At 59.9% G+C, this 24,102-nt stretch carries 25 protein-coding genes, 1 tRNA gene and 1 pseudogene; 15 read left to right on the top strand and 12 right to left on the bottom strand.

The window, feature by feature from the left end; all coding sequences use genetic code 11:
• Nucleotides 1-81 precede the first annotated feature (81 nt).
• A complete protein-coding gene (locus tag KVP70_RS14595) occupies nt 82-1,680 on the top strand; it encodes a methyl-accepting chemotaxis protein (protein WP_217942957.1) in 1,599 nt (532 codons plus the stop codon).
• A gap of 400 nt (nt 1,681-2,080) precedes the next feature.
• Nucleotides 2,081-2,830 carry a PEP-CTERM sorting domain-containing protein gene (locus tag KVP70_RS14590; RefSeq protein WP_217942956.1) on the top strand — a complete coding sequence of 250 codons (750 nt, stop codon included), beginning with the start codon at nt 2,081-2,083 and terminating at the stop codon, nt 2,828-2,830.
• Between the two features lie 58 nt (nt 2,831-2,888).
• Here the strand turns inward: KVP70_RS14590 and KVP70_RS14585 are convergent, their stop codons facing one another.
• Both KVP70_RS14585 and KVP70_RS14580 read right to left on the bottom strand, forming a co-directional pair.
• Nucleotides 2,889-3,683 carry a transporter substrate-binding domain-containing protein gene (locus KVP70_RS14585; RefSeq protein WP_217942955.1) on the bottom strand — a complete coding sequence of 265 codons (795 nt, stop codon included), beginning with the start codon at nt 3,681-3,683 and terminating at the stop codon, nt 2,889-2,891.
• Nucleotides 3,684-3,807: 124 nt separating this feature from the next.
• Nucleotides 3,808-5,118 (bottom strand): TonB family protein, encoded by a 1,311-nt coding sequence (locus KVP70_RS14580; protein WP_217942954.1) that lies wholly within the window; start codon nt 5,116-5,118, stop codon nt 3,808-3,810.
• A 418-nt stretch (nt 5,119-5,536) separates the two neighbouring features.
• Between KVP70_RS14580 and KVP70_RS14575 the strand changes: the two genes are divergently transcribed.
• Entirely contained in the window at nt 5,537-8,107 is a 2,571-nt protein-coding gene (locus KVP70_RS14575; protein WP_217942953.1) for a winged helix-turn-helix domain-containing protein, read from the top strand.
• Here KVP70_RS14575 and KVP70_RS14570 read toward each other — a convergent pair.
• On the bottom strand, nt 8,085-8,945 hold the full coding sequence (locus tag KVP70_RS14570) for a transporter substrate-binding domain-containing protein (protein WP_217942952.1): 861 nt from the start codon (nt 8,943-8,945) through the stop codon (nt 8,085-8,087). The genes KVP70_RS14575 and KVP70_RS14570 overlap by 23 nt on opposite strands.
• Before the next feature lie 81 nt (nt 8,946-9,026).
• On the opposite strand from KVP70_RS14570, the gene KVP70_RS14565 reads away from it, so the two are divergent.
• Together KVP70_RS14565 and KVP70_RS14560 are read left to right on the top strand one after the other, a co-directional pair.
• Nucleotides 9,027-10,661, top strand: a complete 1,635-nt coding sequence (locus KVP70_RS14565) for a methyl-accepting chemotaxis protein (RefSeq protein WP_217942951.1) — start codon at nt 9,027-9,029, stop codon at nt 10,659-10,661.
• A gap of 31 nt (nt 10,662-10,692) precedes the next feature.
• The gene (locus tag KVP70_RS14560; protein ID WP_217942950.1) at nt 10,693-11,739 is read left to right on the top strand and encodes a GGDEF domain-containing protein; all 1,047 of its coding nucleotides are present in this window, start codon (nt 10,693-10,695) and stop codon (nt 11,737-11,739) included.
• Here KVP70_RS14560 and KVP70_RS14555 read toward each other — a convergent pair.
• Complete coding sequence (locus KVP70_RS14555; RefSeq protein ID WP_217942949.1) at nt 11,736-12,440, bottom strand: fused MFS/spermidine synthase; 705 nt, start codon at nt 12,438-12,440, stop codon at nt 11,736-11,738. The genes KVP70_RS14560 and KVP70_RS14555 overlap by 4 nt on opposite strands.
• A 71-nt stretch (nt 12,441-12,511) precedes the next feature.
• Complete coding sequence (locus KVP70_RS35210; RefSeq protein ID WP_217942948.1) at nt 12,512-13,549, bottom strand: fused MFS/spermidine synthase; 1,038 nt, start codon at nt 13,547-13,549, stop codon at nt 12,512-12,514.
• A gap of 355 nt (nt 13,550-13,904) precedes the next feature.
• Here KVP70_RS35210 and KVP70_RS14545 point away from each other — a divergent pair, with 355 nt between their 5' ends.
• The 4 genes from KVP70_RS14545 (at nt 13,905) to KVP70_RS14530 (ending at nt 15,717) form a co-directional block, all read left to right on the top strand.
• Entirely contained in the window at nt 13,905-14,750 is an 846-nt protein-coding gene (locus KVP70_RS14545; protein WP_217942947.1) for a fused MFS/spermidine synthase, read from the top strand.
• Between the two features lie 124 nt (nt 14,751-14,874).
• Nucleotides 14,875-15,075, top strand: coding sequence for a ribbon-helix-helix protein (locus tag KVP70_RS14540; protein ID WP_217942946.1), 201 nt, complete (start codon nt 14,875-14,877; stop codon nt 15,073-15,075).
• Between the two features lie 80 nt (nt 15,076-15,155).
• The gene (locus KVP70_RS14535; protein ID WP_217942945.1) at nt 15,156-15,347 is read left to right on the top strand and encodes a ribbon-helix-helix protein; all 192 of its coding nucleotides are present in this window, start codon (nt 15,156-15,158) and stop codon (nt 15,345-15,347) included.
• Nucleotides 15,348-15,363: 16 nt separating this feature from the next.
• Nucleotides 15,364-15,717 carry a YkgJ family cysteine cluster protein gene (locus KVP70_RS14530; protein WP_217942944.1) on the top strand — a complete coding sequence of 118 codons (354 nt, stop codon included), beginning with the start codon at nt 15,364-15,366 and terminating at the stop codon, nt 15,715-15,717.
• A 9-nt stretch (nt 15,718-15,726) separates the two neighbouring features.
• Here KVP70_RS14530 and KVP70_RS14525 read toward each other — a convergent pair whose 3' ends face one another.
• The 3 genes from KVP70_RS14525 to KVP70_RS14515 form a co-directional block, all read right to left on the bottom strand.
• Complete coding sequence (locus tag KVP70_RS14525) at nt 15,727-16,512, bottom strand: fused MFS/spermidine synthase (RefSeq protein ID WP_229224830.1); 786 nt, start codon at nt 16,510-16,512, stop codon at nt 15,727-15,729.
• Between the two features lie 43 nt (nt 16,513-16,555).
• The gene (rpsK, locus tag KVP70_RS14520) at nt 16,556-16,960 is read right to left on the bottom strand and encodes a 30S ribosomal protein S11 (protein WP_217942943.1); all 405 of its coding nucleotides are present in this window, start codon (nt 16,958-16,960) and stop codon (nt 16,556-16,558) included.
• Nucleotides 16,961-17,129: 169 nt separating this feature from the next.
• A tRNA-Ser gene (locus KVP70_RS14515) sits at nt 17,130-17,204 on the bottom strand.
• 456 nt (nt 17,205-17,660) lie between these two features.
• Here KVP70_RS14515 and KVP70_RS35035 point away from each other — a divergent pair.
• Nucleotides 17,661-17,759, top strand: a pseudogene (locus KVP70_RS35035) (SAM-dependent methyltransferase); the annotation flags it as partial.
• Nucleotides 17,760-17,780: 21 nt separating this feature from the next.
• Here KVP70_RS35035 and KVP70_RS14505 read toward each other — a convergent pair.
• From KVP70_RS14505 to KVP70_RS14490, 4 genes are all read right to left on the bottom strand, one after another.
• Nucleotides 17,781-18,467 (bottom strand): hypothetical protein, encoded by a 687-nt coding sequence (locus KVP70_RS14505; RefSeq protein ID WP_217942942.1) that lies wholly within the window; start codon nt 18,465-18,467, stop codon nt 17,781-17,783.
• Nucleotides 18,468-18,553: 86 nt separating this feature from the next.
• Entirely contained in the window at nt 18,554-19,840 is a 1,287-nt protein-coding gene (locus KVP70_RS14500; RefSeq protein ID WP_217942941.1) for a hypothetical protein, read from the bottom strand.
• A 2-nt stretch (nt 19,841-19,842) separates the two neighbouring features.
• Complete coding sequence (locus KVP70_RS35395) at nt 19,843-20,013, bottom strand: AbrB/MazE/SpoVT family DNA-binding domain-containing protein (protein ID WP_369698889.1); 171 nt, start codon at nt 20,011-20,013, stop codon at nt 19,843-19,845.
• 234 nt (nt 20,014-20,247) lie between these two features.
• Nucleotides 20,248-20,511, bottom strand: a complete 264-nt coding sequence (locus KVP70_RS14490; RefSeq protein WP_217942939.1) for a helix-turn-helix domain-containing protein — start codon at nt 20,509-20,511, stop codon at nt 20,248-20,250.
• Nucleotides 20,512-20,589: 78 nt separating this feature from the next.
• On the opposite strand from KVP70_RS14490, the gene KVP70_RS35390 reads away from it, so the two are divergent.
• The 5 genes from KVP70_RS35390 (at nt 20,590) to KVP70_RS35385 (ending at nt 23,556) form a co-directional block, all read left to right on the top strand.
• Complete coding sequence (locus tag KVP70_RS35390; RefSeq protein ID WP_369698887.1) at nt 20,590-21,270, top strand: DUF4189 domain-containing protein; 681 nt, start codon at nt 20,590-20,592, stop codon at nt 21,268-21,270.
• A 148-nt stretch (nt 21,271-21,418) separates the two neighbouring features.
• Entirely contained in the window at nt 21,419-21,793 is a 375-nt protein-coding gene (locus KVP70_RS14480) for a hypothetical protein (RefSeq protein ID WP_217942937.1), read from the top strand.
• 59 nt (nt 21,794-21,852) lie between these two features.
• Nucleotides 21,853-22,218, top strand: a complete 366-nt coding sequence (locus KVP70_RS14475; RefSeq protein ID WP_217942936.1) for a hypothetical protein — start codon at nt 21,853-21,855, stop codon at nt 22,216-22,218.
• Nucleotides 22,219-22,249: 31 nt separating this feature from the next.
• Nucleotides 22,250-22,777, top strand: a complete 528-nt coding sequence (locus KVP70_RS14470; RefSeq protein WP_217942935.1) for an HAD domain-containing protein — start codon at nt 22,250-22,252, stop codon at nt 22,775-22,777.
• A 329-nt stretch (nt 22,778-23,106) separates the two neighbouring features.
• The gene (locus KVP70_RS35385) at nt 23,107-23,556 is read left to right on the top strand and encodes an HAD domain-containing protein (RefSeq protein ID WP_217942934.1); all 450 of its coding nucleotides are present in this window, start codon (nt 23,107-23,109) and stop codon (nt 23,554-23,556) included.
• Nucleotides 23,557-24,102 lie beyond the last annotated feature (546 nt).

The following is a 24,102-nucleotide window of genomic DNA, read 5'->3' as shown; positions in this document are numbered from 1 at the left end:
TTGCTAGCATACAACTAGTGCAACTTGGCATTTCACATGCGTCGGAGCATCATGGACAGCTCAACAATGAAGGAGCTCCCTATGAATCTGGCGAATCTCAGGATTGCGGTGCGGCTGGGCTTACTGGGTGGCTTCGTCTTTGTCGCGCTGGTCGCGGTGGGCGTGGGCGGCTGGAGCGCCATCGCGTCCGGCAACGCCCGCAGCGCCGCCGCGCTGGAGCGCGCCAGCATCCTCAGCGACGCCATCGACACCACCCGCAGCGCGCAGGTGGAATTCAAGAACCAGGTCCAGGCCTTCAAGAACATCCTGATGCGCGGCGCCGAGGCGGAGAAGTACACCGCTGCGTTCAAGAAGTCCGCCGCGCTGACCGACTCCGAGCTGGGCAAGGCCAAGGAATTGATGGCCAAGGTCGGCGTCGCTACCGCGCTGGTGGACGACACCTTGCACGCGCATCAGGAAATGAGCGGCAAGTTCTTGCAGGCGCTGGCGCCGTACCAGCCCGACTCGCCCGACAGCGCGCGCGCCGTCGATGCATCGGTGCGCAGCATCGACCGGGCGCCGACCAAGAAGATCGACGACATCGTGCTGTTCATCGAGGGTGAATCGCACCGCCTGCTGGCCGGCATGGCGGAGGAGCGCGAGACGGCCCAGCGCCGCTCGGCCATCATATTGTTCGGCGTGGTGGCCACTACGCTGGTGGTCGGCGGGCTGGCCGTGGCCTGGCTGGCGCGCAGCATCACGACGCCGCTGAACGCCGCCATCGCCATCGCCCAGACCGTGGCCAGCGGCGATCTGAGCGCGGAGATCGAAGTCTCCAGCACGGATGAAATCGGCACTTTGCTCGATGCACTCAAGCACATGCAGGACAGCCTGGCCGGCATCGTCAGCAAGGTGCGGGCCGGCACCGAGGCGATCGCCAACGCCTCGCAGGAAATCGCCAGCGGCAACCTCGACCTGTCGGCGCGCACCGAGGAACAGGCCAGCTCGCTGAGCGAGACCGCCGCGTCGATGGGGCAGCTGACCGCCACTGTCAAGCAGAACGGCGAGAACGCCAACCAGGCCAGCACCTTGGCCGGCAACGCCTCGCAGGTGGCGGTGCGCGGCGGCGAGGCGGTGGCGCAGGTGATCGACACCATGGGCTCGATCAACGAGTCGTCGAAGAAGATCGTCGACATCATCGGCGTGATCGATGGCATCGCGTTCCAGACCAACATCCTGGCGCTCAACGCGGCGGTCGAGGCGGCGCGCGCCGGCGAGCAGGGGCGGGGTTTCGCGGTGGTGGCGTCGGAGGTGCGCAACCTGGCCCAGCGTTCGGCGGCGGCGGCCAAGGAAATCAAGGAGCTCATCAGCGATTCGGTCGCCAAGGTCGAAACCGGCAGCCGGCTGGTCGGGCAGGCCGGCAGCACCATGGACGATGTGGTGGCCAGCGTGCGCAGCGTGAGCACCATCATCAGCGAGATCGCCGTCGCCAGCGGCACGCAGAACGAAGGCATCGACCAGGTCAACATCGCCATCGCCCAGATGGACAGCGTGACCCAGCAGAACGCCGCGCTGGTGGAAGAGGCCGCCGCCGCCGCCGAGGCGATGCAGCAGCAGGCGCTGAGCCTGGCCGAAGCGGTGAGCGTTTTCAAGATCGCCGGCCACCAGCGCCATGCCGTGGCGCTACGCGGTCCGGTCTGACGGCGTTGGCCGTTGTAGCAAAAAACAAACATTTTTCCGTCGCCCCTGACGGTCGCGGGCGACGGCGTTTGTTCCTTTCCGGGCGGTCAAATTTCCTTGATGTTTAAATTATTTCCTCATAGGAGAGCGGCGTTCTTTCGCCCTTCTGCTAACTGTCGGTTACAAGTTTCCGGCAGGAATAGCGCTTGCCCATTGAGAAACTTGGTTACATTTTCCTTACAATTTAGTGTCGTGTTGTCTTTGACAGACGGGTTCGCCGATCACAGAATCGGCCTCACACCGGCTTACAAAAACGCCAATTTTTAGGCGTTTTCAACCTTGGCAACGTGCTACCGCGCGTGGTCGAAAGGGCGGTGTGGTGTTAGCGGTATCCCTCTAACCTGTGTGTAAAGGAAAAACCATGACTTTGAATAAAGCAATGATGGCCTTGCTGCTGTCGCTGGCCGGCGGTTCCGCGCTGGCCGTGCCGCATTCCGCGACGGTCGACTTCTCCAAGGGACTGGAAGGCTGGTCGGGCATGCAGCCCCTCGACGGCAACGGCGGTTCCGGCATCGACACCGGCATGGGCCACGGCGCGCCTGCGCTGCGCACCGTGATGGAGAACTTTGGCGTGGACTGGCGCACCAGCAGCAACCAGGCCTTCCTCGGCGACTACACCAAGCTGTCGGGCGTGACCTTGGGCCTGGACATCTCGGCGCAGCAGATTTACTTCTTCAACCGCGAGGTGTCGCGCAACGTGATCGTCGAGCTGCGCGACTACGACAACCCGCCTGCCGGCTTGCCCTACACCAGCGTGTTCTACAACCTCGGCAGTATCGACTCGACCAAGGGCTGGCAGCATCTGTCGGTGACTATCGGTGACACGAACGCGATGGCGCTGCCTGCCGGATGGGGCGGCTACGGCGGCCCCGACGCGCACGGGCCGACGCTGCCGGCCGGCCGCACCTTCGCCAGCGTGCTGGCCAGTGTCGACGAGGTGGTGTTCACGACCTTGCAGCCCGGCTATATGTACGGCTACACCAACTTTGACATCGCGATCGACAACGTGACGATCGCCGCCGTGCCGGAGCCGTCGACTTACGGCATGCTGCTCGGCGGCATGGGACTGGTCGGCTGGATGGCGCGCCGCAAAGCGCGCTCGGTGGCGTAAGCCTGCCGCATAACTGTCGGAGAGTGGGGCCCCGCCCTCCGATTGATGTGTGACGGACTTATTTGGACGGCGGCGGTTCCGAATACTCCTTGAGCAAGGCGGAAAATTCCCGCACGCCGGTGGAGCCCAGCCAGGTCCACATTTTCTCCACCTGGGCGGCATGGGCGGCGTAGTAGCCGCTGCTGGTGGCCAGCCAGACGTGGTCGGAAAAAATCGGCTGCGACAGCCGGACGATGGCGCCCTGGTATTTTTGGGCGATGTAGGCGTCCATGTCGTTCGGCGAGGTGACGGAGACCGCGAAGCCGTCGATTCTTTTGAGCTTGAGCTTCTCGAAATTGCGCGCGATATCGACCGCGCCGCTGTCGACCTTCAGGCCCAGGCCCTGCATGCGCGCCTGGTAGCTCGATCCCAGCGTAATGCCCAGCGGGCGGTTCTGGAAATACCTGGCCGGCTCGGTGGCCGGCGGTATGCGGTCGGCGCTGCGGACGAACACGACGATGTTCAGTGTGAGCGCGCGCGCAATGTCCGGCTGGTGGTTTTGGTCGAGCGGGAAGACGATGCCGGCGGTGTCCGCGGCGCTGGAGTCCATCGGGGCGAACTCTATTTCGCCGGCGATCAGGGCCGGCTTGATGCGCATCACCGGCAAGCGTTTCAAGTCCGCCTGACAGCCGGCGCTGGCGGCGAAGCGCTGCACCAGTTCCGCCGACGCGCCGGGCTTGGCCGGCACGGCGGTTCCGCTTCCCAGCCAGTATGGCGGCCTTTCCTGGTCAAGATAGCCGATACGCACCTGGTCGCAGGCCGCCGCGCCACCGGCGCTGAGGGCGAAAGTCACCGCGAAAATGCCGAATTTCATGTATCGTCCAGATGCCAACAATAGTTATTTGTAGCATTATGACAGTAGCTATCCGGATACGCTGGCTCGCGCGCGGCAAACGGACGAGCGGCTGATGCCGTGATGCGGCATCAGCGCCTGGCGGTCAGTCCAGCGTCCACACATAGGTCATCGTGGCCCAGACCGGTTCGCCCTGGCCGTCGCTGCCGGCCGGTTTGAACTTGCACTGCGAGAGCGCCTTGCGCGCCGCCTTGTCGAGGTCGGGGAAGCCGCTGGACTTCTGCACCTTCGATTCGATCACCCGGCCGTCATTGCCCACCAGCAGCGCCAGTAGGACGGAGCCGCTTTCGCCGCTCAGGTAGGAATTGGTCGGATATTTGGGCGGGACGCAAGCTCGTGCATCGACGATGACGGCGGTGCGCGGCGCGGCGCGGCTGGCGCTGGCCGCATTGGTGCTGGCCGCTGGCGGCGCGCTGGTCCGGCTGGCGTCGGCCACCGCCCTGGCATCGCTGCGCGCAGGCTCGGCCTCCCGCACTGCCTCAGGCGCTGCGGCGGGTTTGGCCGCCAGTACCGGCGGCGGTGGCGGTGCGGAACTTGCCTTGGGCGCCTCGGCCGTCTTGACCGGTTCGGCTGCTTTCGACGGCGCCGGCGCTTGCTTGGCGTTGGACGCCTGGTTAGGCAGGTCCAGCTTGTGCAGGCCCAGACCCATGCTCTTTAACATGGCGGTCAGGCGCTCATATTCGGACGCCTTGCTAGCGGCGGGGCCAGGCGCCGGCGGCGCTTTCGGCGCTGCGGCTGGCTTCGACGTCTCGACTGCGTTCGCGCCCGGGCCGGACGGACCCGACACCTGCATGGCGCCAACACCGGCAGGCTTGGTCTTGGCGCCGTTATCCATGGCCGGAGCCGATGATTCAGGAGGGGGGGCAAACATGGCGGCCTGTTCAAGGCGCATCATCGATCGATTTTCTTTCCAGACGAACCATAAGATGACGACGACGGCCAGGCACAGGAAACCGAGCAGCAGACCGGTATTGCGTACGCTGCGCCCTTGCGCGTGCCTGCGGATGAAGGCAAACCAGGCCGACGGGCTTTTCCCCGGCTTGCGATCCGACGGGGCCGCCGCCGGGCGGCGGGCCCGGTCCGACTCGTCCATGTCAAACGGCGTATAGACAACGGTGGGATCGCCCAGATCGACGGTGCTTTGAAAGCCGTAATGCATCTCACGGGCACGCTGCTCGCTCAGGATGTGCAGATCGTACAGTTCCCGTTGATCCGCGTCCGACAACACGCTGTAGGCGGCGTTCAAGCGCGCCATCATTTGCTCGGCATGCTGGTTCCCGCTATTTTTATCCGGGTGATGCTTCTGGGATAGCGAACGGTAGGCCGCGCGGATGACTTCCGGGGGGGCGTCGCGGGTGACGTTGAGACTCTCGTAGTGGCTGTAAAGTTTTGTCATCGGATATGGCTGCAACGATAGATTTCTGGCGCCCCGGAGGACTGGGAACTTGTAATTTTGTTCAGTGATGCAAGATACTATATTGAAATCATTGTTGAAACGCAGTTCCGCGCCCAGGTTTCGAAAAAAATGGCTTAAATACAACAGTTGTGGAATACACACGGCGATTGCCCGGCGCCGGCCACTTCATATAAGCGCCGCTGGAATAATTTCTTTTTGGAACTGTTTATTATTTAATAGCCATCCTTTGGCATGGTGACTCCCGACCGTCACGGTGTTAGTCTTCAGTCAGCCGGCATTGCCCGCGCCATGCTGCTTAACGATCGGGGAGGGTTGGGAATGCATGACCAGTACGCTTGCGCTGCGCGCACTTTGAGCACGAGAGCCGCAGGTGCTTGATTTTGTTGAACAGAAATTAATGCCGCCGGCGACTGCCTGTCGCCTGATGCCGCGCGCGGAGGTCATGGCCGGGCTGGAGGCGGCGCGGCGGCACCGCATCCTGCTGCTGCGCGCGCCGGCCGGCTATGGCAAGACCTCGATGCTGCGGCTGTTTCATTCGAGGCTGGCGGAGCAGGGCGCCCGGGTCGCCTGGCTGACGTTCGACAGCGCCGACCGCGATCCCGCGCGCCTGCTCTTGAGCCTGCGCGCGGCCTTGCTGGACGGCGACGAGCAGAGCGTGCTGCGGACGACCCACATCACCCATTTGTTCCTGGATGACGTCGAACGGCTGGACGAAACGGCGATCCGGCTGTTGCTGTCCGTGATAGGCGAAGTATTGCCGGCACCCCTGCAAGTCTATCTCGGCAGCCGCAGCCTGCATCAGGTCAGCGTCGCCAACCTGAAGGCCAAGCACCTTCTGCTGGAAATGAACTTGGAGAACCTGCGCTTCGACGAGACCGAGACCGAGGCCTATCTGCGCCAGGCCGACCTGTTCCTGGCCGACGAGGAAGTGCGCTGGCTGCACCAGGTCACCGAGGGCTGGCCGGCGGCGATCGAGCTGCTGGTGCTGGCCTGGAAACGGATACAGGGCAGCATCGCCCAGGGCTTGCCCGACCTGCATGGCTTGAACGACCTCAGCGAATACCTGGCGGAGGAAGTGCTGCGGGCCCAGCCCGACGACGTGCAGGCTTTCCTGATTTCCACCGCGCCGCTGCAGTCTTTCTGCGTGGAACTGGCCGACGCCGTGCGCGGCAGCGACGACAGCGCCCGGCTGATCGCGCGCATCCGCTTGTCCGGCTTGCCGATCCAGCCGATCGGCGCACACTGGTTCCGTTATCACCCTTTGTTTTCCGGCCACATCGTGCGCCACCACCAGCCGCCCCGCGGCGGCGCCGCAAGCATCTATACGCGCGCGGCGGTCTGGCTGGCCGGCCATGAGCGCAGCCTGGAGGCCTACGATTGTTACATCAAGGCCGGCGAACTGGAGCGCGCGGCCGACGTGCTGGAATCGCTGGCCGAATTGCTGCGCGCGCGCGGCCAGTTCCCCAGCCTGCTGCGCTATTGCGCGCAGTTGCCGGAGGCCTTGCTGCGCCAGCGGCCGCGCATCAGCCGCTGCCTGCTGGTCGGGCTGACGTATTCGCCGCAGCGCGGCGAGGCGCAGCGCTGGATGGACTATTTTCGCCAGCAAGCCGCCACGCCGGGCAGCGATCCGGCCTACGGCGACGGCCTGCGCGCCTTCGAACCGGTGCAAGCCTTCCTGGCGGGCGACGTGGCCAGCAGCGTCGGCCTGGCCGAGCGCTATTGGCCTGCGCAGCAGCAGGCCCATCCGTACGAGCGCGGCGTGCTGGCCACCAGCATGGCGTATTCCTATCTGGTGCAGGGCGCGCTGTCGCAGGCGGTGCAAATGCTGATCGAGGCCCGTCGCATTTGCAGCGACTCGGGCAGCGCGACCACCATGTCGGTGGTGATTTTCCTGCAAGCCTATCTGGATGCCATGCAGGGACGGCTCGATACGGCGCTGGAACACCTGGGCATGCTCGAGCAGCTGCACCAACAGCACGGCGCCACCATCCCGCCGGCCTTGATGTATACCTTCGGCGGCGGCTTGCTGGTGTTGCTGTTGTATGAACGCAATCGCATCGACGACCTTGCCGGCCAGGTGAAATTGGCGCGTGGCATGGCCGGCATCGTCCTGCCCTGGGATACCAGCAGTTCGCTGCTGGTGGCGCAGGCGCGCCTGACGGCCTTGCAGGGCGGCCTGCCGAGCGCCAAGCGCTGGCTGGAGAGCGAAATCATGAAGGCCCGCCGGCATGCGCCGCCGCAGGTGCGCAGCGCGCTGGAAAACGAGTTGTCGCGGCTGGTGGTGGTGCTGGACCAGCGGCCGGCCATTGCCGGCTATGCCGCGCAGATGCATGCCGACGCCGTGGCGCCTTCGCCCTGGATCTTCAGCAGCCAGGAAGTCGATGGCGCCGGCATTGCGCAGGCGCGGCTGGCGATCGCCAGCGGACAGCAGGAGCAAGCCTTGCTGCTGTTGCCGCGCTTGCTGGACCAGGCGCTGGCGATGGGGCGCTATTGGCGCGCGGCCAAACTGCGGACGCTGCTGGCGCTGGCGCTGGAGCGCAGCGGCCAGTCGGGCGCGGCGCTGGCGCAGCTGGTGCGGGCGCTGGAACAGGGCGCGCAGTCCGGCCTGTTTCGCACTTTCCTGGACGAGGGCGATGCGCTGCTGGACCTGCTGAGGAAATTGCAGGGCCAGGCGCCGCAACTGCTCAGCGCCGCCGCCAGGGCGCACCTGTCCGCCGTGCTGGCCGCCGCCGCGCCGCAGACCGGCCGGCCGCCGGCGGCGGCGCTGACCGCGGCCGAGCGCGGCCTGCTCAAGCTGGTGGCGCAAGGACAGAGCAACCGTCAGGTCGCGCTCAACCTGGGCTTGTCGATCAATACCGTGAAATGGCACCTGGCCCAGATCTTCGCCAAGCTGGGCGTCGCCAACCGGCTGCAGGCGGCCAACCTGGCGCGCCAGGCCGGCCTGCTCAGCGAGTCCGTTCCGCCTTAGCGGGCAGGCGCGCCAGCGCCGCATTGAAGCGGGCAAGCAGGCTGTCCTCGACCAGTTTGCTGCACATCAGGTAGCGCTTGTAGCCGGCGGGCATTTCGGCGAAGGTGATGATTTGCGACGCGCCGGTGCTGGTCGAGTAGTGCTTCAGATAGTGCTGGATTTCCTCGATCGGCGCGAAGGTCAGCTGGGCGCGCCCGACCTCGATCATTCTGAATACCTGCGGCATGTCCGCATGGGTTAGCTTGCCCTGCGCACGCATGGTGCTCAGTTCCTGGTCCAGATAGTCGCCATAGACGAAGCCGACCTTGAGCAGCACGGTCAGCTGTTCGTTGGCCAGCATGGCGCGCACGGTGGTCTCGCCGACCGGCGCGGCCGGCAGGTTGGTGAAGGCTGCCCACGGCGTGTCCTGCGACAGCGCCGCGCTGTACTTGGCGAACTGCAGGCGCTCGCGGGTCTTGTACCAGCCGACCGAGCAGACCCGTTCCTGGTTGGACTTCAGGCGCTGCAACTGGCGCAGTGCCGGCACTTCCCTCAACGTCACCTCGATCCCTGCCTTCCTGAAGGCCGCCAGCGCGGGCCGGACGGCGATGCCGTCCATGGCGCCACCCGGCAGCACCTCCAGGTAGGGCGGGCGCTGCACGATTTGCAGCTCCAGCGGCGCTGTGGCGCCAGCCAGGGCGGGCAGGCAGGCAAGCAGCGGCAGGCGGAGAAGGAAGGCGAGGAGCGTCATGATGGCGGCGATGAGGTTGTGCGCCCGCATCGTAGCGGGGGCGGCGTCGCCGCGCACCATGCCAAAGGATGGTGTCGCGCAATTCTGACGCGGCCCACTCTTTAGCATGGTGACCGCTTGCGGGCGGCGCCGTAATGTCTCGGCGCAGCAAAGCGCTCCGCACTTGCCACCACCCACCAGAAGAGAACAATGGATTTATTGCGTAAGCTCAAACTGTCGCGCCGTCTGGCGATCCTGGTCGCCATTTTCCTGACCGGCATGGCGGTCTACGGCCTGTGGTCGTTCAAGACCCTGGACGAACTCAAAGTCAGCGGTCCCCTGTACCAGCGCATCATGCAGGATAAGGACTTGATCGCCGACGTGCTGCCGCCGCCCGTGTACATCCTGGAATCGTATCTGGTCAGCTTTCAACTGATGGCCGCGGTCGACGGCGCCGAGCGGGACGCGCTGCTGGCCCGCCTCGAGGCGCTCAAGCGCGGCTACGACAGCCGCCGCGGCTACTGGCAGGCGCAGCAGCTCGACGGCGAGGTGGCCGAGGCCCTGCTCAAGCAGGCCGACGCCCCGGCGCAACGCTTGTACACCATCGCCTTCACGCAACTGGCGCCGGCCGTGCAGGCGCAGGACCATGCCGCCGCAACGGCGGCCATGCAGCGCATGAAGCAGGCCTATGGCCAGCATCTGGCGGCGATCACGCGCGTGGTGCGGCTCAGCAGCGAGCGCGCCGCCGCCAGCGAGGCCGAATCGGCCACCCGGATCGCCTCGGCCACACTGCTGATGCTGGCGATCCTGGCCTTGTCCATCGTGGCTGGCACCGTCGCCGCCGTGCTGATCGTGCGCAGCATTACCGGACCGCTGCGCGACGCGGTGCGGGTGGCGCAGGTGGTCGCCTCGGGCGACCTGGCCAGCCATATCGCCACCGGCCACGACGACGAACCGGGCCAGCTGCTGCTGGCGCTGGAGCGCATGAACGACAGCCTGCGGGCGACGGTGGGACGGGTGCGCAGCGGCACCGAAACCATCTCCGTGGCCGCGCGTGAAATCGCCGCCGGCAATCTGGACCTGTCGGCGCGCACCGAGGCCCAGGCCAGCTCGCTGGAGCAGACCGCCGCCGTCATGGAGCAGCTGACCGCCACGGTGCGGCAAAACGCCGACCACGCACAGCATGCCAACCAGCTGGCGCGGTCGGCCGCCGCCGTGGCGCAGCAGGGCGGCCAGGCGGTCGAGCGGGTGGTGGCCACCATGACGGCCATCAAGCACAGCTCGCATCAGATGGCCGACATCGTCGGCGTCATCGACGGCATCGCTTTCCAGACCAATATCCTGGCGCTGAACGCGGCGGTGGAGGCGGCCCGCGCCGGCGACCAGGGACGCGGTTTCGCGGTGGTGGCGACCGAAGTGCGCAACCTGGCGCAGCGCTCGTCCGGCGCCGCGCGCGAAATCAAGAGCCTGATCGCCGAGGCGGTTACCCGCATCGATGGCGGCGGCGCGCTGGCCGACGAGGCCGGCGCCACCATGCACAAGATCGTCGCCTCGGTGCGGCAGGTGACCGATATCATGGGCCAGATCGCCAGTGCCAGCAGCGAGCAAAGCGTGGGCATCGAGCAGGTCAACCAGTCGGTCTGCGCGATGGACGAGGCCACCCAGCAAAACGCCGCACTGGTCGAACAGGCGGCCGCTGCGGCGGCCAGCATGCAGGAACAGGCGGCCGGCATGCTGCGCGAGGTCGGGGTATTCAAGCTGGCCGGCGACCGGCCGGCCACCCACCCCATGCTTTCGCATGGCGACAGCGGGCGGCACGGCGGGCAAGATGGCCGATTGGACTGAGCCCCGGCTGGGCGATTTTGGAGATGATGCAATGTCAACCGAGCGCGCGGCCTCGCCGCTACCGAGCATGCTGAAAAAGCTGGGCGCCATTACCGCCATCCGCGACACGCAACTGGTGGAGCAGAGCCTGCTGCGCACGCTGGCGCCCATCGTTGGCGTGCTGGAAACCTCGCTGTACCGTATCAGCAGCCAGTACCAGATCACCCATATCCTGCACCATTCGCGCACCGGTTCGCGCGACAGCGACGGCGCCGAGCGCATCTCGGAGCGCATCGACGCGATCCGCAACGAGACCAATATCGACGAGCACATCAGGGAGGTGATCGACAATGTGCGCCTGCTGGGCCAGGCCTGCCACCGCCGGCGCGGCGAAGGTTTGCTCTTTTGCTACCCGCTGCGCAGCGGCGAGCAGCAGAGCGGTTACCTGATCTTCGAGCGCGGCCACGTCCTGACGCCGATGGAGGAAGCGGTGATCACCGGCGTGCTGCGGGTCTATTCCAACTACTACGCCCTGCTCGACTCCAGCCAGCGCGACCGGCTGACCGGCCTGCACAACCGTTATGCGATGGAAATCAGCCTGGAGCGCCTGTGGGAGGAATTGTCGGCCGCGCCGCCGGCGCAGGCGCGGCGCGATTGCTACTGGCTGGGCGTGCTCGATATCGACCATTTCAAGAGCATCAATGACCGCTTCGGCCATGTGATCGGCGACGAGATCCTGCTGCTGGTGTCGCGCGTGCTGGGCAAGACGCTGCGCCGCACCGACCTGCTGTTCCGCTACGGCGGCGAGGAATTCATCGCCATCGTCGAAGCGGGCGACCGGGAGGCGGCCGGCCTGTTGTTCGAGCGGCTGCGCACGGCGGTTGGCGCCTACAACTATCCGCAGGTGGGGCAGGTGACGCTGAGCGGCGGCTTCAGCATGGTGTCGACCACGGTGTTGCCGAAATCGGTGCTGGAGCGCGCCGACCGCGCCATGTACGAAGCCAAGAAGGCCGGCCGCAATCGCATCCGCCACTACGACACGCTACGCGCCCAGGGCGTGCTGGAGGAGGTCGAATCCGGCAGCATCACCTTGTTCTAGCCAAGGGATGCGACGATCGAGCGCACCAGGAGCTGGTTCAAGCGGCTGCCGAAACCATCGCGGCGCGAGATCAGCCATTGGAGCAGTCGCCGCGCGGCGGTCGGCGAATTGAGTGCGAAGTAAATATGGTTGCTTCCTGCAACGGATTTGAGGCGGCACGTCTGCTGGTCGAACGCCGACGCCAGGTGCCGTATGGTGTTCCAGTAGGCGCCGTCATTGCGGTGCAGATTGGCGGCCAGCACCCCGTTCTCGCGCAACGCGCGGCGACAGTCAGCATAGAATTCCGCCGAGCCCAGTGCCGATGGCATGCCATCCCGGGTATAGCCGTCGACCAAAATAACATCTGCCGCGGCGCTTAGCGTTCTAACATGGTCGACGGCATCGCCATGAATGATACGAAAATGTGGATCGTCGGCGGGAATCGCGAACTGTTCGCGTAGGCCAATGACGTCGGCATTTAACTCGACGACGGTAACGCGGCTAGCGGGGAAGCAGCGGCGGCAGAACTTCGCCAGCGATCCGCCGCCCAGCCCCAGCATCAATATGTCGCGTGGATTCGGTTGAAAGAGAACAAACGCCATCATCGCCCGAGTGTATTCCAGCAGCAGATAGTCCGGTTTGGACAACATCATTTCGCTCTGGACTATCCCGTCGGCGAACATCAGCTGGCGTATGTCGCCATCGGTGTAAACAATGGGCATCTCGTGCCTTCTGTTCGCTTTGGATGAGGACAGATCGGTTTCCCGCGACAGAACTTGGGGGCAATCGCGTCTCATTGGCGTAGATTGATAGCCCGTTGTTCAGCCAGGATGCGCTGCGCGGTTGCCCGCAGTATCAGCGGGTGCAATGTGGTCAGTTGCAGCATCCGTTTTTGCAGTATGTCCCGGTCTAGTTTCATCGCGTCGCCTTTGGCGGCGAAGGCGATCATATTCAGGGAATCAAGCGCGTTGATCGTAATGACTGAATCGCCAAAACTACTGCGCATGCGGTCTACATAAATTTCTGTCTGCCACAAATCGCCGCCGAGAAGATTCACTACCATCAGGCCATCGGGCGCCAAAGCCTGGTGGCAGTCCTGGTAGAATCGATGGCTGCATAATTGAGCCGGCTGTCCGTCGTTGTCAAATCCATCGACCAGCAATACATCAAACTCGCCGTGCGCGCCGCGCACGAATTCCGCGCCATCCACGCATGCCACGTTAAATCGCTCGTCGTCCCTGGGGACGAAGAATTGGTCGCGCAAATCGATCACTTTCCGATCAATTTCCGCGACCGAGATGACGGATTGGGGGAGGTGGCGATAGCAAAATTTAGCCAGGGAACCGCCCCCCAGTCCTATCATGCCGATGCTCTGCGGATTTGGTTTAAATAACAGAAAACCCATCATGGATTGGGTGTAGGCCAAAACCAGATCGTCGGGGTCGTCCAGGTTCATTTCACTCTGGATTGAGATGCCGTCGAACATCAGCGCCAAAGATTTCCGCTTTTTGTAAAGCATGGGCTGGTCGTCGCTGGCGAGGGCAAGTAAATCTGTGAGTTTTTCCAGAAGTAAAACAACGCAATTATTGCGGGGGGGAAGTTTCTCGGCGATTAATGTGGCGGAAATATAAAATTCCAGGCCCCGCATCAGATGCGGCGGGGGAATCACCTGAAAATATCGCAGCGAAATCCTGGCGAGTATGGTTTTTACCTGCAACTCAAAAAAAGGCGATGGGCAGGGTTTTCGCATTATTCGGTATAACATTTTGCTCGGCTGGTTTGTTGTGGGCGCCATCGACGCAATCAATTGATTGAACTGATGACTTCGCACCTGCGCTCTGCGCAGAAATATTCACAACTGGTCTTCAGCATGCGCTTGCTATATTCCTTGATGGTAAGGGGCCGGACCTGCCAAACATGGTCCGTATCCGCCTGCCTGGGACATTGCGTCACAGTGGAAGCCATCGTCGAGTGATTTTCAATTTTCTTCATGTTCGTCCAGACGTTTTGATGCTGTATTGATGCCCCCATGCAAGCTGGGAAGATGGGGCTGCTCGTCGGTATACATTACCATAGTATGATAATGTGCATATCATAGAATTCATGTAGAATGCTTGTTTTATGTGCACACTCACTGCCGCTTCCCTGTTCGGCATTGAGGAATTTATAGTCTTGGCTGGGATCAAATGTTGAACTTGAATGATGACTACGCGATGCACTCGAATCGTTTTGCGGAGGTGCTGGCGTGCAGCCAGGGCAAACCCTTCGCGTTCGATCATGGCGGCATGCGGACCTTGCATTTCGACGGGCGCTATATTCAAAGCGCCATGCGCATCGTTGCGCCTGATGAGTTGCTGTTGAGTTATACGCGGGCCATGATGGCTTTTTTGCTGGCCAAGCAGTCGCCACGTCATATCTTGATGATAGGCTTGGGCGGTGGCTCGTTGGCCAAGTTTTGCTATCGCCACTTGCCGGCAACGCGCATCACGGTGCTGGAATTGGACAGCGATGTCATTGCGCTGAGGCGGCAATTCGTTTTGCCTGAGGACGATGAACGCTTCCAAATCATTCATGTCGATGCGGAGCACTATCTGTCCAGCATGCAGCACACGGTCGACGTCATTTTGCATGATGGTTTTGTGGCGGACGGCCTGGCGCCTGAACTCAGCACCGAAAAGTTTTATCGGCGCTGCAGCGAGGTGCTGGATGATGACGGCGTGCTGGTGTCGAATGTCTTTGGGACTACGGATGATTTGATGCCCGTGATGACGCGCATGTGGAAGGCGTTTGGGCCGAAGTTGTGGTGGGGCGACCCATCCGGTTGCATCAATCGCATCATCCTTGCGACGAAAGACGTGGGCCTCATGGCACAGCGTTCGGCGCTGGTAAAGCGGGCTGAGCAACTTGACCTGCAGCATGGCCTGGCGCTGGGCGAATTTGTCGACAGGCTGAAAACCGCACACAACAAGAGTGATGCGGAATTTGATGCGATCGCCGGCTATGATGCCGGCGCCACCTTCATGCCATATTGATCGCCCGGGCGTGGCGGAGGCGGGCGCCCGCACCGTTTTCGGGCATGACGCCGCGCCGGCGGCTTTGGAATGGGATGCTCATTCAATTATAATATCGCCATTCTCAGCGGCTTAGGACATGATCATGGAAAGCAAAACGGCGCGGATGACCGTGCTGGTCGACCCGATAAAGAAGCAGGCATTCGAACAACTGTGCGCGAGCCAGGATTTGACGCCGTCACAAGTGTTGCGTCAGCTCATGCGTGACTATATGGAGAGCTTCGGTGTCGACTACAGTACCAAAAGTCGAATTGGCAAGAAGCAAGTGGAAGAGGAAGCCTCCTAGTTGCGACTCCCGCAAGTCATGTCTTCATGGAATTGAATTATAATAAAATTATAATCAACTAGCCGATCTCCGCATAGACCATGGAAACCAAGTCCGCCCGCATGACTATTTTGCTTGATCCCGCCAAGAAAAAAGCATTTGAAGAGTTATGTGCGGCTCAAGATCTGACGCCCTCCCAAGTGCTGCGTCGACTGATGCGTGAGTATCTTGAACAGCATGGCATTGCATACAGCACGAAAAACACCCTCGGTTTGCCCCCGCAGAAAAAATAGACCCTAGGCGCACGGTATGGCTGGGCATAGTCAAAAAATCAAATTCTTCCGTCAGCAAATACCGCAGTTTGACTGCGTTCCCGGCTGTCACGATTGTTGTGGACCGGTGCGTACTTCGACGGAGGAGATTGCCAGGTTGCCGGTAAAGAGCGATGCCGAGCACGACGCCGCGCTCGACGATTGGAGTTGCCCCTATCTTGGTGACTGCGGCTGCGAAGTGTATGCCGAGCGCCCCCTGATTTGCCGTTTGTTCGGCACCACGCCGCAACTGAAATGCCCACGCGGCCGGCGGCCGGTGGAAATGATTTCGCCGCTAGTCGAGAAAGAAATATTCAGCTACTTTACTGAGGTGCGCCACGTGCTGCTCTGAGCGCGAGCGTCAACCGGATGCGGTTTCCTGATGCTGCTCGGCATAGGCCACTGGCAGGGTGGCATGGCGACTGCTGTTTCCAGCGAATATGACGCAGTTATTGCTGCCTGGCACATCGCTTTGCCACATATGATCGCCAAATTCCGCGAGCAGTCGCGTCATCAAGTTCCAAAAGTGTGATCCGTCTCGTGAGAGATTTGCGACCAGCATCCCATCGGGAGTGAGCAGCTGGCGGCAGTTCTGGTAGAAGCCAGCCGAGCTGAGTTCGGCTGGCTGGCCATGGGCGTCAAAACCATCCAGCAGCAGCACGTCGACGTCGGGGGGGGCCGTCGCGACAAAATCGGCGCCGTCGGCATGCACCACCTGAAACCGCTCGTTGTCCGGAGGAATCATAAACTGGTCTCTCAGGGCAATCACGTCCGTGTCTATTTCCACTACCGTGATTCGCGCCGAGGGCAGGTGGCGATAGCAATACTTCGCCAACGAGCCGCCGCCTAGCCCGATCATCAGAATATGCCGTGGCGAAGCGATGAATTGCCGGAAGTTCATCATCACCCGCGTGTAGCTGAGCGCAAGCACAGTCGGGGCCGACACCCACATTGCGCTCTGTATGTATTTTTCCTCGAAATGCAGGGAGCGGACATTTCCTTCATTAAATACAAACGGCCTGCCCTTGCTTTCCTTGAGCAACTGCTCGAAGCACGGCTGAGGACACTCGCCGGCAGGCAATGGTGGCGCTGCGTGGTAATCGGTGTCGGCCGGGCATGCGCCATGTTGCAACAACGTCGCAGGCAAGTTCTATCCTTCGCTGGGCCAAGGCCTGGTCGACACCGCCATGTCAGATGCGACGCCGCTTGGGCGGACGGCAGCCGTTATGCGGTATGGGGGTCACATCCTGGACTTCGAGAATCTTTATGCCGAGACTGTTCAAAGCGCGTACCGCCGATTCGCGACCAGGTCCGGGACCTTTGATGCGTACCTCGAGGCTTTGAACGCCATACTCAATTGCAAGTTTTCCAGCTGCGTCGGCGGCAACCTGGGCTGCAAATGCGGTCGATTTGCGCGAACCTTTGAAGCCTGCTCCACCGGACGTTGCCCAGGAGAGGGCGTTGCCTTGGCGATCAGTGATGGTGACGATCGTGTTGTTGAACGATGCGTGCACATGTGCGATCCCGGCGCTGACGTTCCTGTTGGTCTTCTTGCGGGTGCGTGCCGATGCTACTTTGCTGGTCGATTTTGCCATATTCCTCCTCATTGAGCGTGCATTTTATCACTCTTCAATGTAAGTTTCATGATAATGACATTATCATGAAAGATGAGCTTGATGTTCCAGGCCGCTGGCCAGCGTCAGGGGCGCGAAAGAAAAGGCAGGAGTTTTCACCGGTGCTGGTGGAATGAGGCGGGGGGAGTGGTGGTCGGGGTGAGAGGATTCGAACCTCCGGCCTCTGCGTCCCGAACGCGCTTTTCGCTACTTTTACCATACCCCGGGTTGTGGGTGATTCATTATAAATCAAAGACTTACCAGTATAGACTTTTTCTTTGAGGGAAGAGAAATCAGTGGCAAAAAACGAAATCTGCCACTGATTTGCCACTGATTTTTGAACCCTCCGGTCCGCCACTGATCTGCCATTGATGGACATCTAATGCTTCATCGTTGGCATTGATAGGTTCCGAGTCGATGACGGATGTGGCGCCAATCCTACCAGGGGCGGGCTGAGTCGCCCGCCTAGGGCTGAGCCGCCATACCTTGTTGAGATAGGCTGTTTTATCTGCCATCTGCACGGCGTCCAACTATCAACCGAGTCAGAGGACTGCGTCACAAAGTGATAGCGAACCGGGCGGGGCTCAGCTTAGTTGAGAACAAATCCAAACAAGGAGATATTATGGCAGGGCAAAATACCGATCAGATCGCCGGCTGGAATGGACAAAGCGGGGAGCGCTGGGTCGCAGTTCGTGCCGCCTTCGCGCCCCTCCTTGGGGAGCGGTCGGTGATGATCGACGGCGCGGCATGGATCGTCATAGCACACAATCCGGCAGGCTGACCGGGATTAGCGCGCTTTTCACTACGCAGCCTGCTTGAGGACAATTGCGCGAAATAGTTCGGTCGGGTCATCCTGGGTTGTTCGCAGGGCAACGAAGAGGTGAATGAAGTCAACGTGAAGATCAGAGGATGGCGCTACCACCTCGGAATGGAGGTGGCCGGTAGTATTTCCAAAATACGCTTGAAACCCCGAGAGCTCTTCCTTCCAATCGAGGCGCAAGAGTAAGCCGGTTGGAGGCTTGTCGTAGATATTTGGTTCATGAAACTCGGCCTGCCCGTAGAAATCGTAGAAGATGCTGTTTGTTACCTTAACAAACAGCGTTGCAATGTCCACTGCATCTTCAGCCGCTTCGCGTTCTGGAACCTTGAACTCGTGCTCCAAGAAATTTCTGGTTTTGTTAACTTTCTGCAGGATACGAGGTGCCACGAGGCCAATTCGCTGGAGTTGGCTGGTCCTTTCGGGAAATGCCTTTTTCTTAGATAGGCCAAACTTGGCAATAAGAGCTTCTAGCTGGCAATCGATAGCACGCTTTGCGTTCGTAAGGGCGTTGATATTTCCCGAATTATCCTCGTGTTGAAGGTCTCGCTCGGCGGATTTCAGGTAATCGTCACCCGTCTGTTCGAATGGGAAGTCTAATGAACCCATAGAAAATAGACCCCAGTGTGAAAGTAGCTGTCCGTGGTCGCGCAAAAAATCACTGAGCCGCATGCAGATGTCTAACTTGTTATTTATCGATATTATCAATGTAGCATAGTTGGTTGTGAAATATCGAAAATAGTTCCCAGTGGCATCAGCTAGGTACTGCTGCTGCTGCTCCCGCCAGCCAGCCCTTGTAGCAAGTTCATTATTGTGGAATTGGGCTCTGCCAGTCGTTTTGGCAGGATTCTGTGCCGGCTGTACGACTTCGTCTCGGAAATCCACTTGCTATGCACCCACACGTCCTCCTGAGGATCGTCGTTGTATATGCCGTTCTGGTATTTGTAACCGACAAGGGCGTCCACGTCGATGAGAAGGAGCTTAGCCAATGTCAGGTGGAACAGGTACGCTGGCACGTCAAGCACTGATCTCGGCCGCTGGATCGTTAGGCGGATGCATTGGTCTGGATTGACTTTTTCCCAGCCGGAGCCGACCACCTCTCCAGCATTGAGGAGCATTTTTTCCGATTGTGCGCTTTTCGCTCGGACAGGGGCAACGGAAAAATCTTGAGACTCTTTTAGGCCGACCGAGTCGGCCAGCTTTTTGACCCATTTCAGAAGTTTGCCTAGTTCCTCGTCGCTGGCGAAGATTAGGAACTGATGGCTCTTCCCGGAATCCCCCAATATCGGCGGCAGTTGGATGTACAAGGGGTAAAGTAGGTCGTGAAGATAGACGAACGTGGATCGTTTGCCGGTACTGTGCGAAGCCGTAGTGGCAGTCAGCGCTTGGTCGGCCCATTGGGGGGTAATGTCGTCGAGACTCATCCCTGTTATATCGACCGATATCAGCGGAAATGCCTGTGACTTCGCGATAAGCGCTTTCCGGCCGTCGAATGCGTGGCTTCGCTCTATCTCGATCCCACCAAGGATAAGCGGCTTCTTGCCGATGGGTTTAGACAGTATCCCGACGTCCAAGCGGTAGGATGCGCCGAAGGCCGTTCTTACATTCAGTTCCGTCGACACCGATTCTGCGCCCAAAAGGAGGTTGCCGTGCAAATGGAAGTCGGACGCGTCCGGGTCGGCAAAGGACCAGGGCATGGCGCGATTAGCTTCGAGCCTGGCGGTCAGCGCGGCGGCGATGAGCTCCTTCGCACGTACATGCTCAGCGCTTTCGGATGTGGACTTGAGGCGCTCGGCTTCTTCCTTGTCGAAGTGAGCTACTACGTCAAGGGAGCGTGCGCCAGGCAGGGTTCGAAAATGACCGCGGCGAAGGAGCGCATCGTCCGAGTTGAAGGCTGGACTTACATAGGTTAGGAGTTGGTGAGGTGGAAGCGGCGTGACCAGCGGCCATAGCTTTCGGGCGTGCTCCCTGCTTTTAATCTCGCGGGCGAGTATAGTCCGTGTCATTATCCCGGACCGCGACAGGGCGATTAGCGCCTCTTTCATTGTCAGCGGCGCATGTCGTCAACAGAGACCTTAGGTTGATCCGGCCCAGTCGGCTTCGCTCCTAATATAACTGTTCCCTCAGGCAATTGTGTCAGCACGAGTCGAGTTCCTGCTATGAGCTTGAGGTTAGCGCGGATAGACTTTGGCAGCGTGACGCGCCCTCGGGAGTCCATTTGCACGAGTTTCGACATAATCCCCTCTCTGGCGGTTTTAGATCATACGGGCTCAACTATGCAGCCAAAAAATTATAGCGTAATGATCTAGGGATAGGGCAGAGATACGCGGTTGTTGTTTCGCAAGCAAGTCCTTCACTCAGCTTAGCTCGCGTCAAGTAGCACTGCGCTGCGTTTGCTCATAGAGAACAACGCTTTAATCGCTGGCTGGCTACGTCGGCGGCTAGGAGCTGCCTAATTTTTGCCAACGCCAAGGGCGGGCGGCGTGGCGTCCCTAAACCCCATCAACAAGGCAGGATCGATTTCCAGGGTGTCAGCGATACGACAGATATTGACCAGCGCAATGTTCCTTAGGCCGCGTTCAACATCGCCGATATAGCTTCTGGCAATCCCGCTCTCGAGCGCCAGCTTTTCCTGCGACCAGCCCATTTTCTTGCGCAGTTGAGCGAGATGCTTCCCGAAAGCTGCGCAGATGTCCGCCTCTTCTTCTGTCCTCATGTCGAAGCCCAAATACGAGGATAGTAGGGAGGTGACCTATATAAGACGACACGATATGAGTGTCATTTCTGGGTGGAAATGTGCTATATTCAAATTGACACTCATAGTAGTCATATTGTGAAAGCATTGAAAATACAGCGCAGGAAAGCTATTGAAATGAAAGTTATGAAAGTACATCTTTGGGCATTTGGGCTACTTGTGTTCTTACCAATAATTACGAACGCACATACGTCCATAGCGCTTGTTGAGAACTACGTCACGCAATCGTGGTTCAACTCCACAGACTATGAATCTCAGAAGGAAGCCGACAACGATGCTCTTGAAGGATGCCGCGTGACGGCACGCCAGCGTGGCATCGGAAATCTGGCCAAGCAGTGTAAGGTCGTCACGCGGGCTACTGGACCAGGTCATGGTGCCTTGGCCTGCAGTGAAAATGGATGCAGCTGGTCCATAGGCCACGGAACCCTGGAGGAGGCCGTGACCGTCGCACGCGAAAAATGTTCGAAAACGTATGCAAATTGCCAAGACACTCTCAATTGGAAGGACTTCAAGGGTTTTGCGTCAAAGAGTGCGTTGCTCCAGAAATCGCAGGTCCCGGGGGACTGCCGACCTAGGTCCAACCAGTTGCAATGCACGTCGTCCTGCACAAACGGAAGTTGCGTTGTGACCTATCAGAACGGCTGTCAGATACGTGTGCAAGTCCAACCTCAATTCAACCCGCTGAACAATACGTGGGACTATCCAGCTCCCTCCTGCTAATGGGCGCTGCGAAAGTAAGGCAATGACGTTGTGGAATGGTGTGCAGATGAAGAAGCCGGGTTAGTCGCGGCCTAAGCGAGGCCACACGCGGCACTTGGATCGGGTGTTGGGCTTTCCGACACAAAGATGCAAACAATGAAAGGCGATCATGAACGATTATGAAATCGATATAGGTGAGTTCGGGCCAATGCCCCTGGCAGTGCTTCGTACGGCGCTCGCTCACGCACAGCAGAACCCTGAAAAGCAATCCCATGTGCTGCCCCTCAAGGACTTCTACAAGCTTGCCGGACTGAGCACTGACGTGAGTATCGCGAGCTTTTTAGCGGCGGTTGGCGACGCAAGGAAAGCATCGGTGTGTTTTTCTGATGATGAGGCTCAAACCTGGATCAGCGACTACGTGTTCGGCCGCACTGCTGTAACTCCCGCTCGCTTTGAATTCGTGATAAGTGCGAACGCACGGGATGCTGTGGTATTCCCAACCCCTCTAAGCGTAATTCGGTCCGGCATAGCTGATGACCATTGACACTGCCTGTTGGCTTAAGAACTCGAACCTAAGGCTGTTACGAAAAGGATGCGCCAAGAATGGAACAGGAAGACTTCAGCGTGCCAGATGATTTCCCGCGACCAGTCCATATGGGAGCTGCGAGCGGTCTGCAAGACAAGCTGCTCCTTGTGAAATACGGCAGCAAGTTTTATACGCCGGGCTGTACTCCGCCTGAATTGCGGCGGCGGTGGGATGTCTGTGAAGACCTCTCCCGGCAATTTTCTGAGAAGTGTCGCGAGACGAAAGGCGGGAAACGAGCGCACATGTCTGAGGTTGAAATCCTGGAACAATATCTCCAGCGCTCTCTGCGGATGGGTTGGGGTTCGTCGGAGGAAATGCAGTGGGTCTCCCGGCGAACCTCGGCGATTCTTGGATGGCCAGTCGCCATCCGCAGTAGTGAATAAGGATTGAGTCCTAATTTACGTTGAACTAAAAATGGAAGACCTCTCCGTACAAGACGCCTCCACTGCAGCTGACCTCGTGGTCTACCTCGATTTCGATGGTGTGCTGCATGATGACGCCGTTTACTGGTCAAAGCGAGATGGGATACACATTCGGATGCCAGGGCGAACGCTTTTCGAGTGGTCCCATGTTCTGGAGCAGTTGTTAACACCTTACCCGATGGTGCGGATTGTCTTGAGCACCAGCTGGGTGAGGGTGAAAAATTTCGAATTCGCTAAGAAGCAGTTACCCATCGGCTTGCAGGCGCGCGTTGTCGGCGCGACCTTCCATCGCCGCGAAATGAGGACGTGGCAGTTCGATAACATGTCCCGCGGTGCGCAAGTTCTGGCCGACGTGCAGCGTCGTCAGCCGGCAGCTTGGTTTGCGCTTGATAACGACGACCATGACTGGCCGGTGGCCTACCGCGACCATTTAGTCAAAACGGAAGATCGGCTCGGACTCAGCGACCCTCAGGTTCAAAAGGATATACAGGCGCGCTTGGCCAGCCTTAGCGCCTTGTGAGTGACCGTGGTCAAACCAATGGCTGGCTATACGCCCCCTGTTTAGGTATCAAGCAAACCTCTATAGGCCTGCATATTATGGAAGTTGATTTAGAGTTAGCCCTTCGGAAATTGCACGAGCTCCAGCATGAGGACGGTGACCTCGGCGCTGAGTATTGGCTGCAGATTTCCGAGCTCTTGAAGGAGGCTGCCTACTATCGACAGCGTGCGTTGGCCGCGGAGGAAATGGTCCGGCGGCTTAAGGCTGCACGTGAATAGCCCGATCAGTTAGCTTTCAAACGTCGCCGGCTGTCTGAAAACAAGAGAACAACGAAAAGGGTCTTATCTGTCATGCTGCTCTTTCTTGACATAGACGGTGTCCTGCACCCTCACGTGGTTTATGACCAAGGACTCCTGCTAACGCACCGGCCGGCGCTGGAGGCTGTGTTGCGTGCACTTCCTGTTGTGGATATCGTGATTAGCTCCACGTGGCGAACCACTCGAACCCTGGCCGAATTGCGCGCCCTTTTCTCAGAGGACATTGCGCCTCGGATCGTCTCGGTGACTCCACAATGGACCGAAGTTCAGGGGGATGACAGTTGGGGAACCTATGTGCGCCAGTCGGAGATTGAAGCATGGTTGCGAGCCAACGGCCGTCCGTGGGAGGAGTGGGTGGCGCTTGACGATCAGCCTGCTTTGTTTCGACCATTTTGCAAAAATCTGGTCAGGACATGTGCAGAGACTGGCCTGGACGAAGCTACGTGTGTCACTCTGTTAGAGCGACTGAAGCCGCAGAATTGACGTGACCCGTGCCCGTCGAAAGCCTCCACCTTTGCAAAAACTACCAAGCTTTTAAGCTAGTTTTTCCAACGCATGATTTTGTTGATTCCATCCTATACTTTCTCGCACAGCTTGAAAAAATGCACGGTGATGCGAAAAGCCCCGAAACCGCAAGGTATGCTCCTGGGGGAGCAGCATGACAACGGCGACTACTTCGTCCTGAGTTCAAGCACACAGCGACCAATCGGTCCCTGATCTTTCAAACGAAAGACTTTGATCGTCGAACCCCGCAGGTGTCTGCGGATCGCTCTGTGAAACGTGCCGCTGTGGTCGACGGGTAAGTGACGGTGGGGCCACAGGGAAACGGAACACCACGGGAAAGCGCATGAGATAGTTCCAAGGACTGGCGAAGGAAGCGGTCCTCTGCGCGAACGGCTTCCGGGCCTCAAGTCCCCCATTGGCGAGGGGGCATGAGGGTGAAGGGCGATCCTGTTGCAGTTTTTTTAACTGCAGATCAGGAGGCTAGGCCCTTCCTCTCAGCAAGGGGCCCCGCCCTAAAAGCGCCAA

This window comes from Duganella violaceipulchra (assembly GCF_019166075.1).
In the GTDB taxonomy this organism is placed as follows: Bacteria; Pseudomonadota; Gammaproteobacteria; order Burkholderiales; family Burkholderiaceae_D; genus Rugamonas; species Rugamonas violaceipulchra.
Note: the sequence above shows the minus strand (reverse complement) of the source record. Positions and strands in the feature narration are given on the sequence as shown.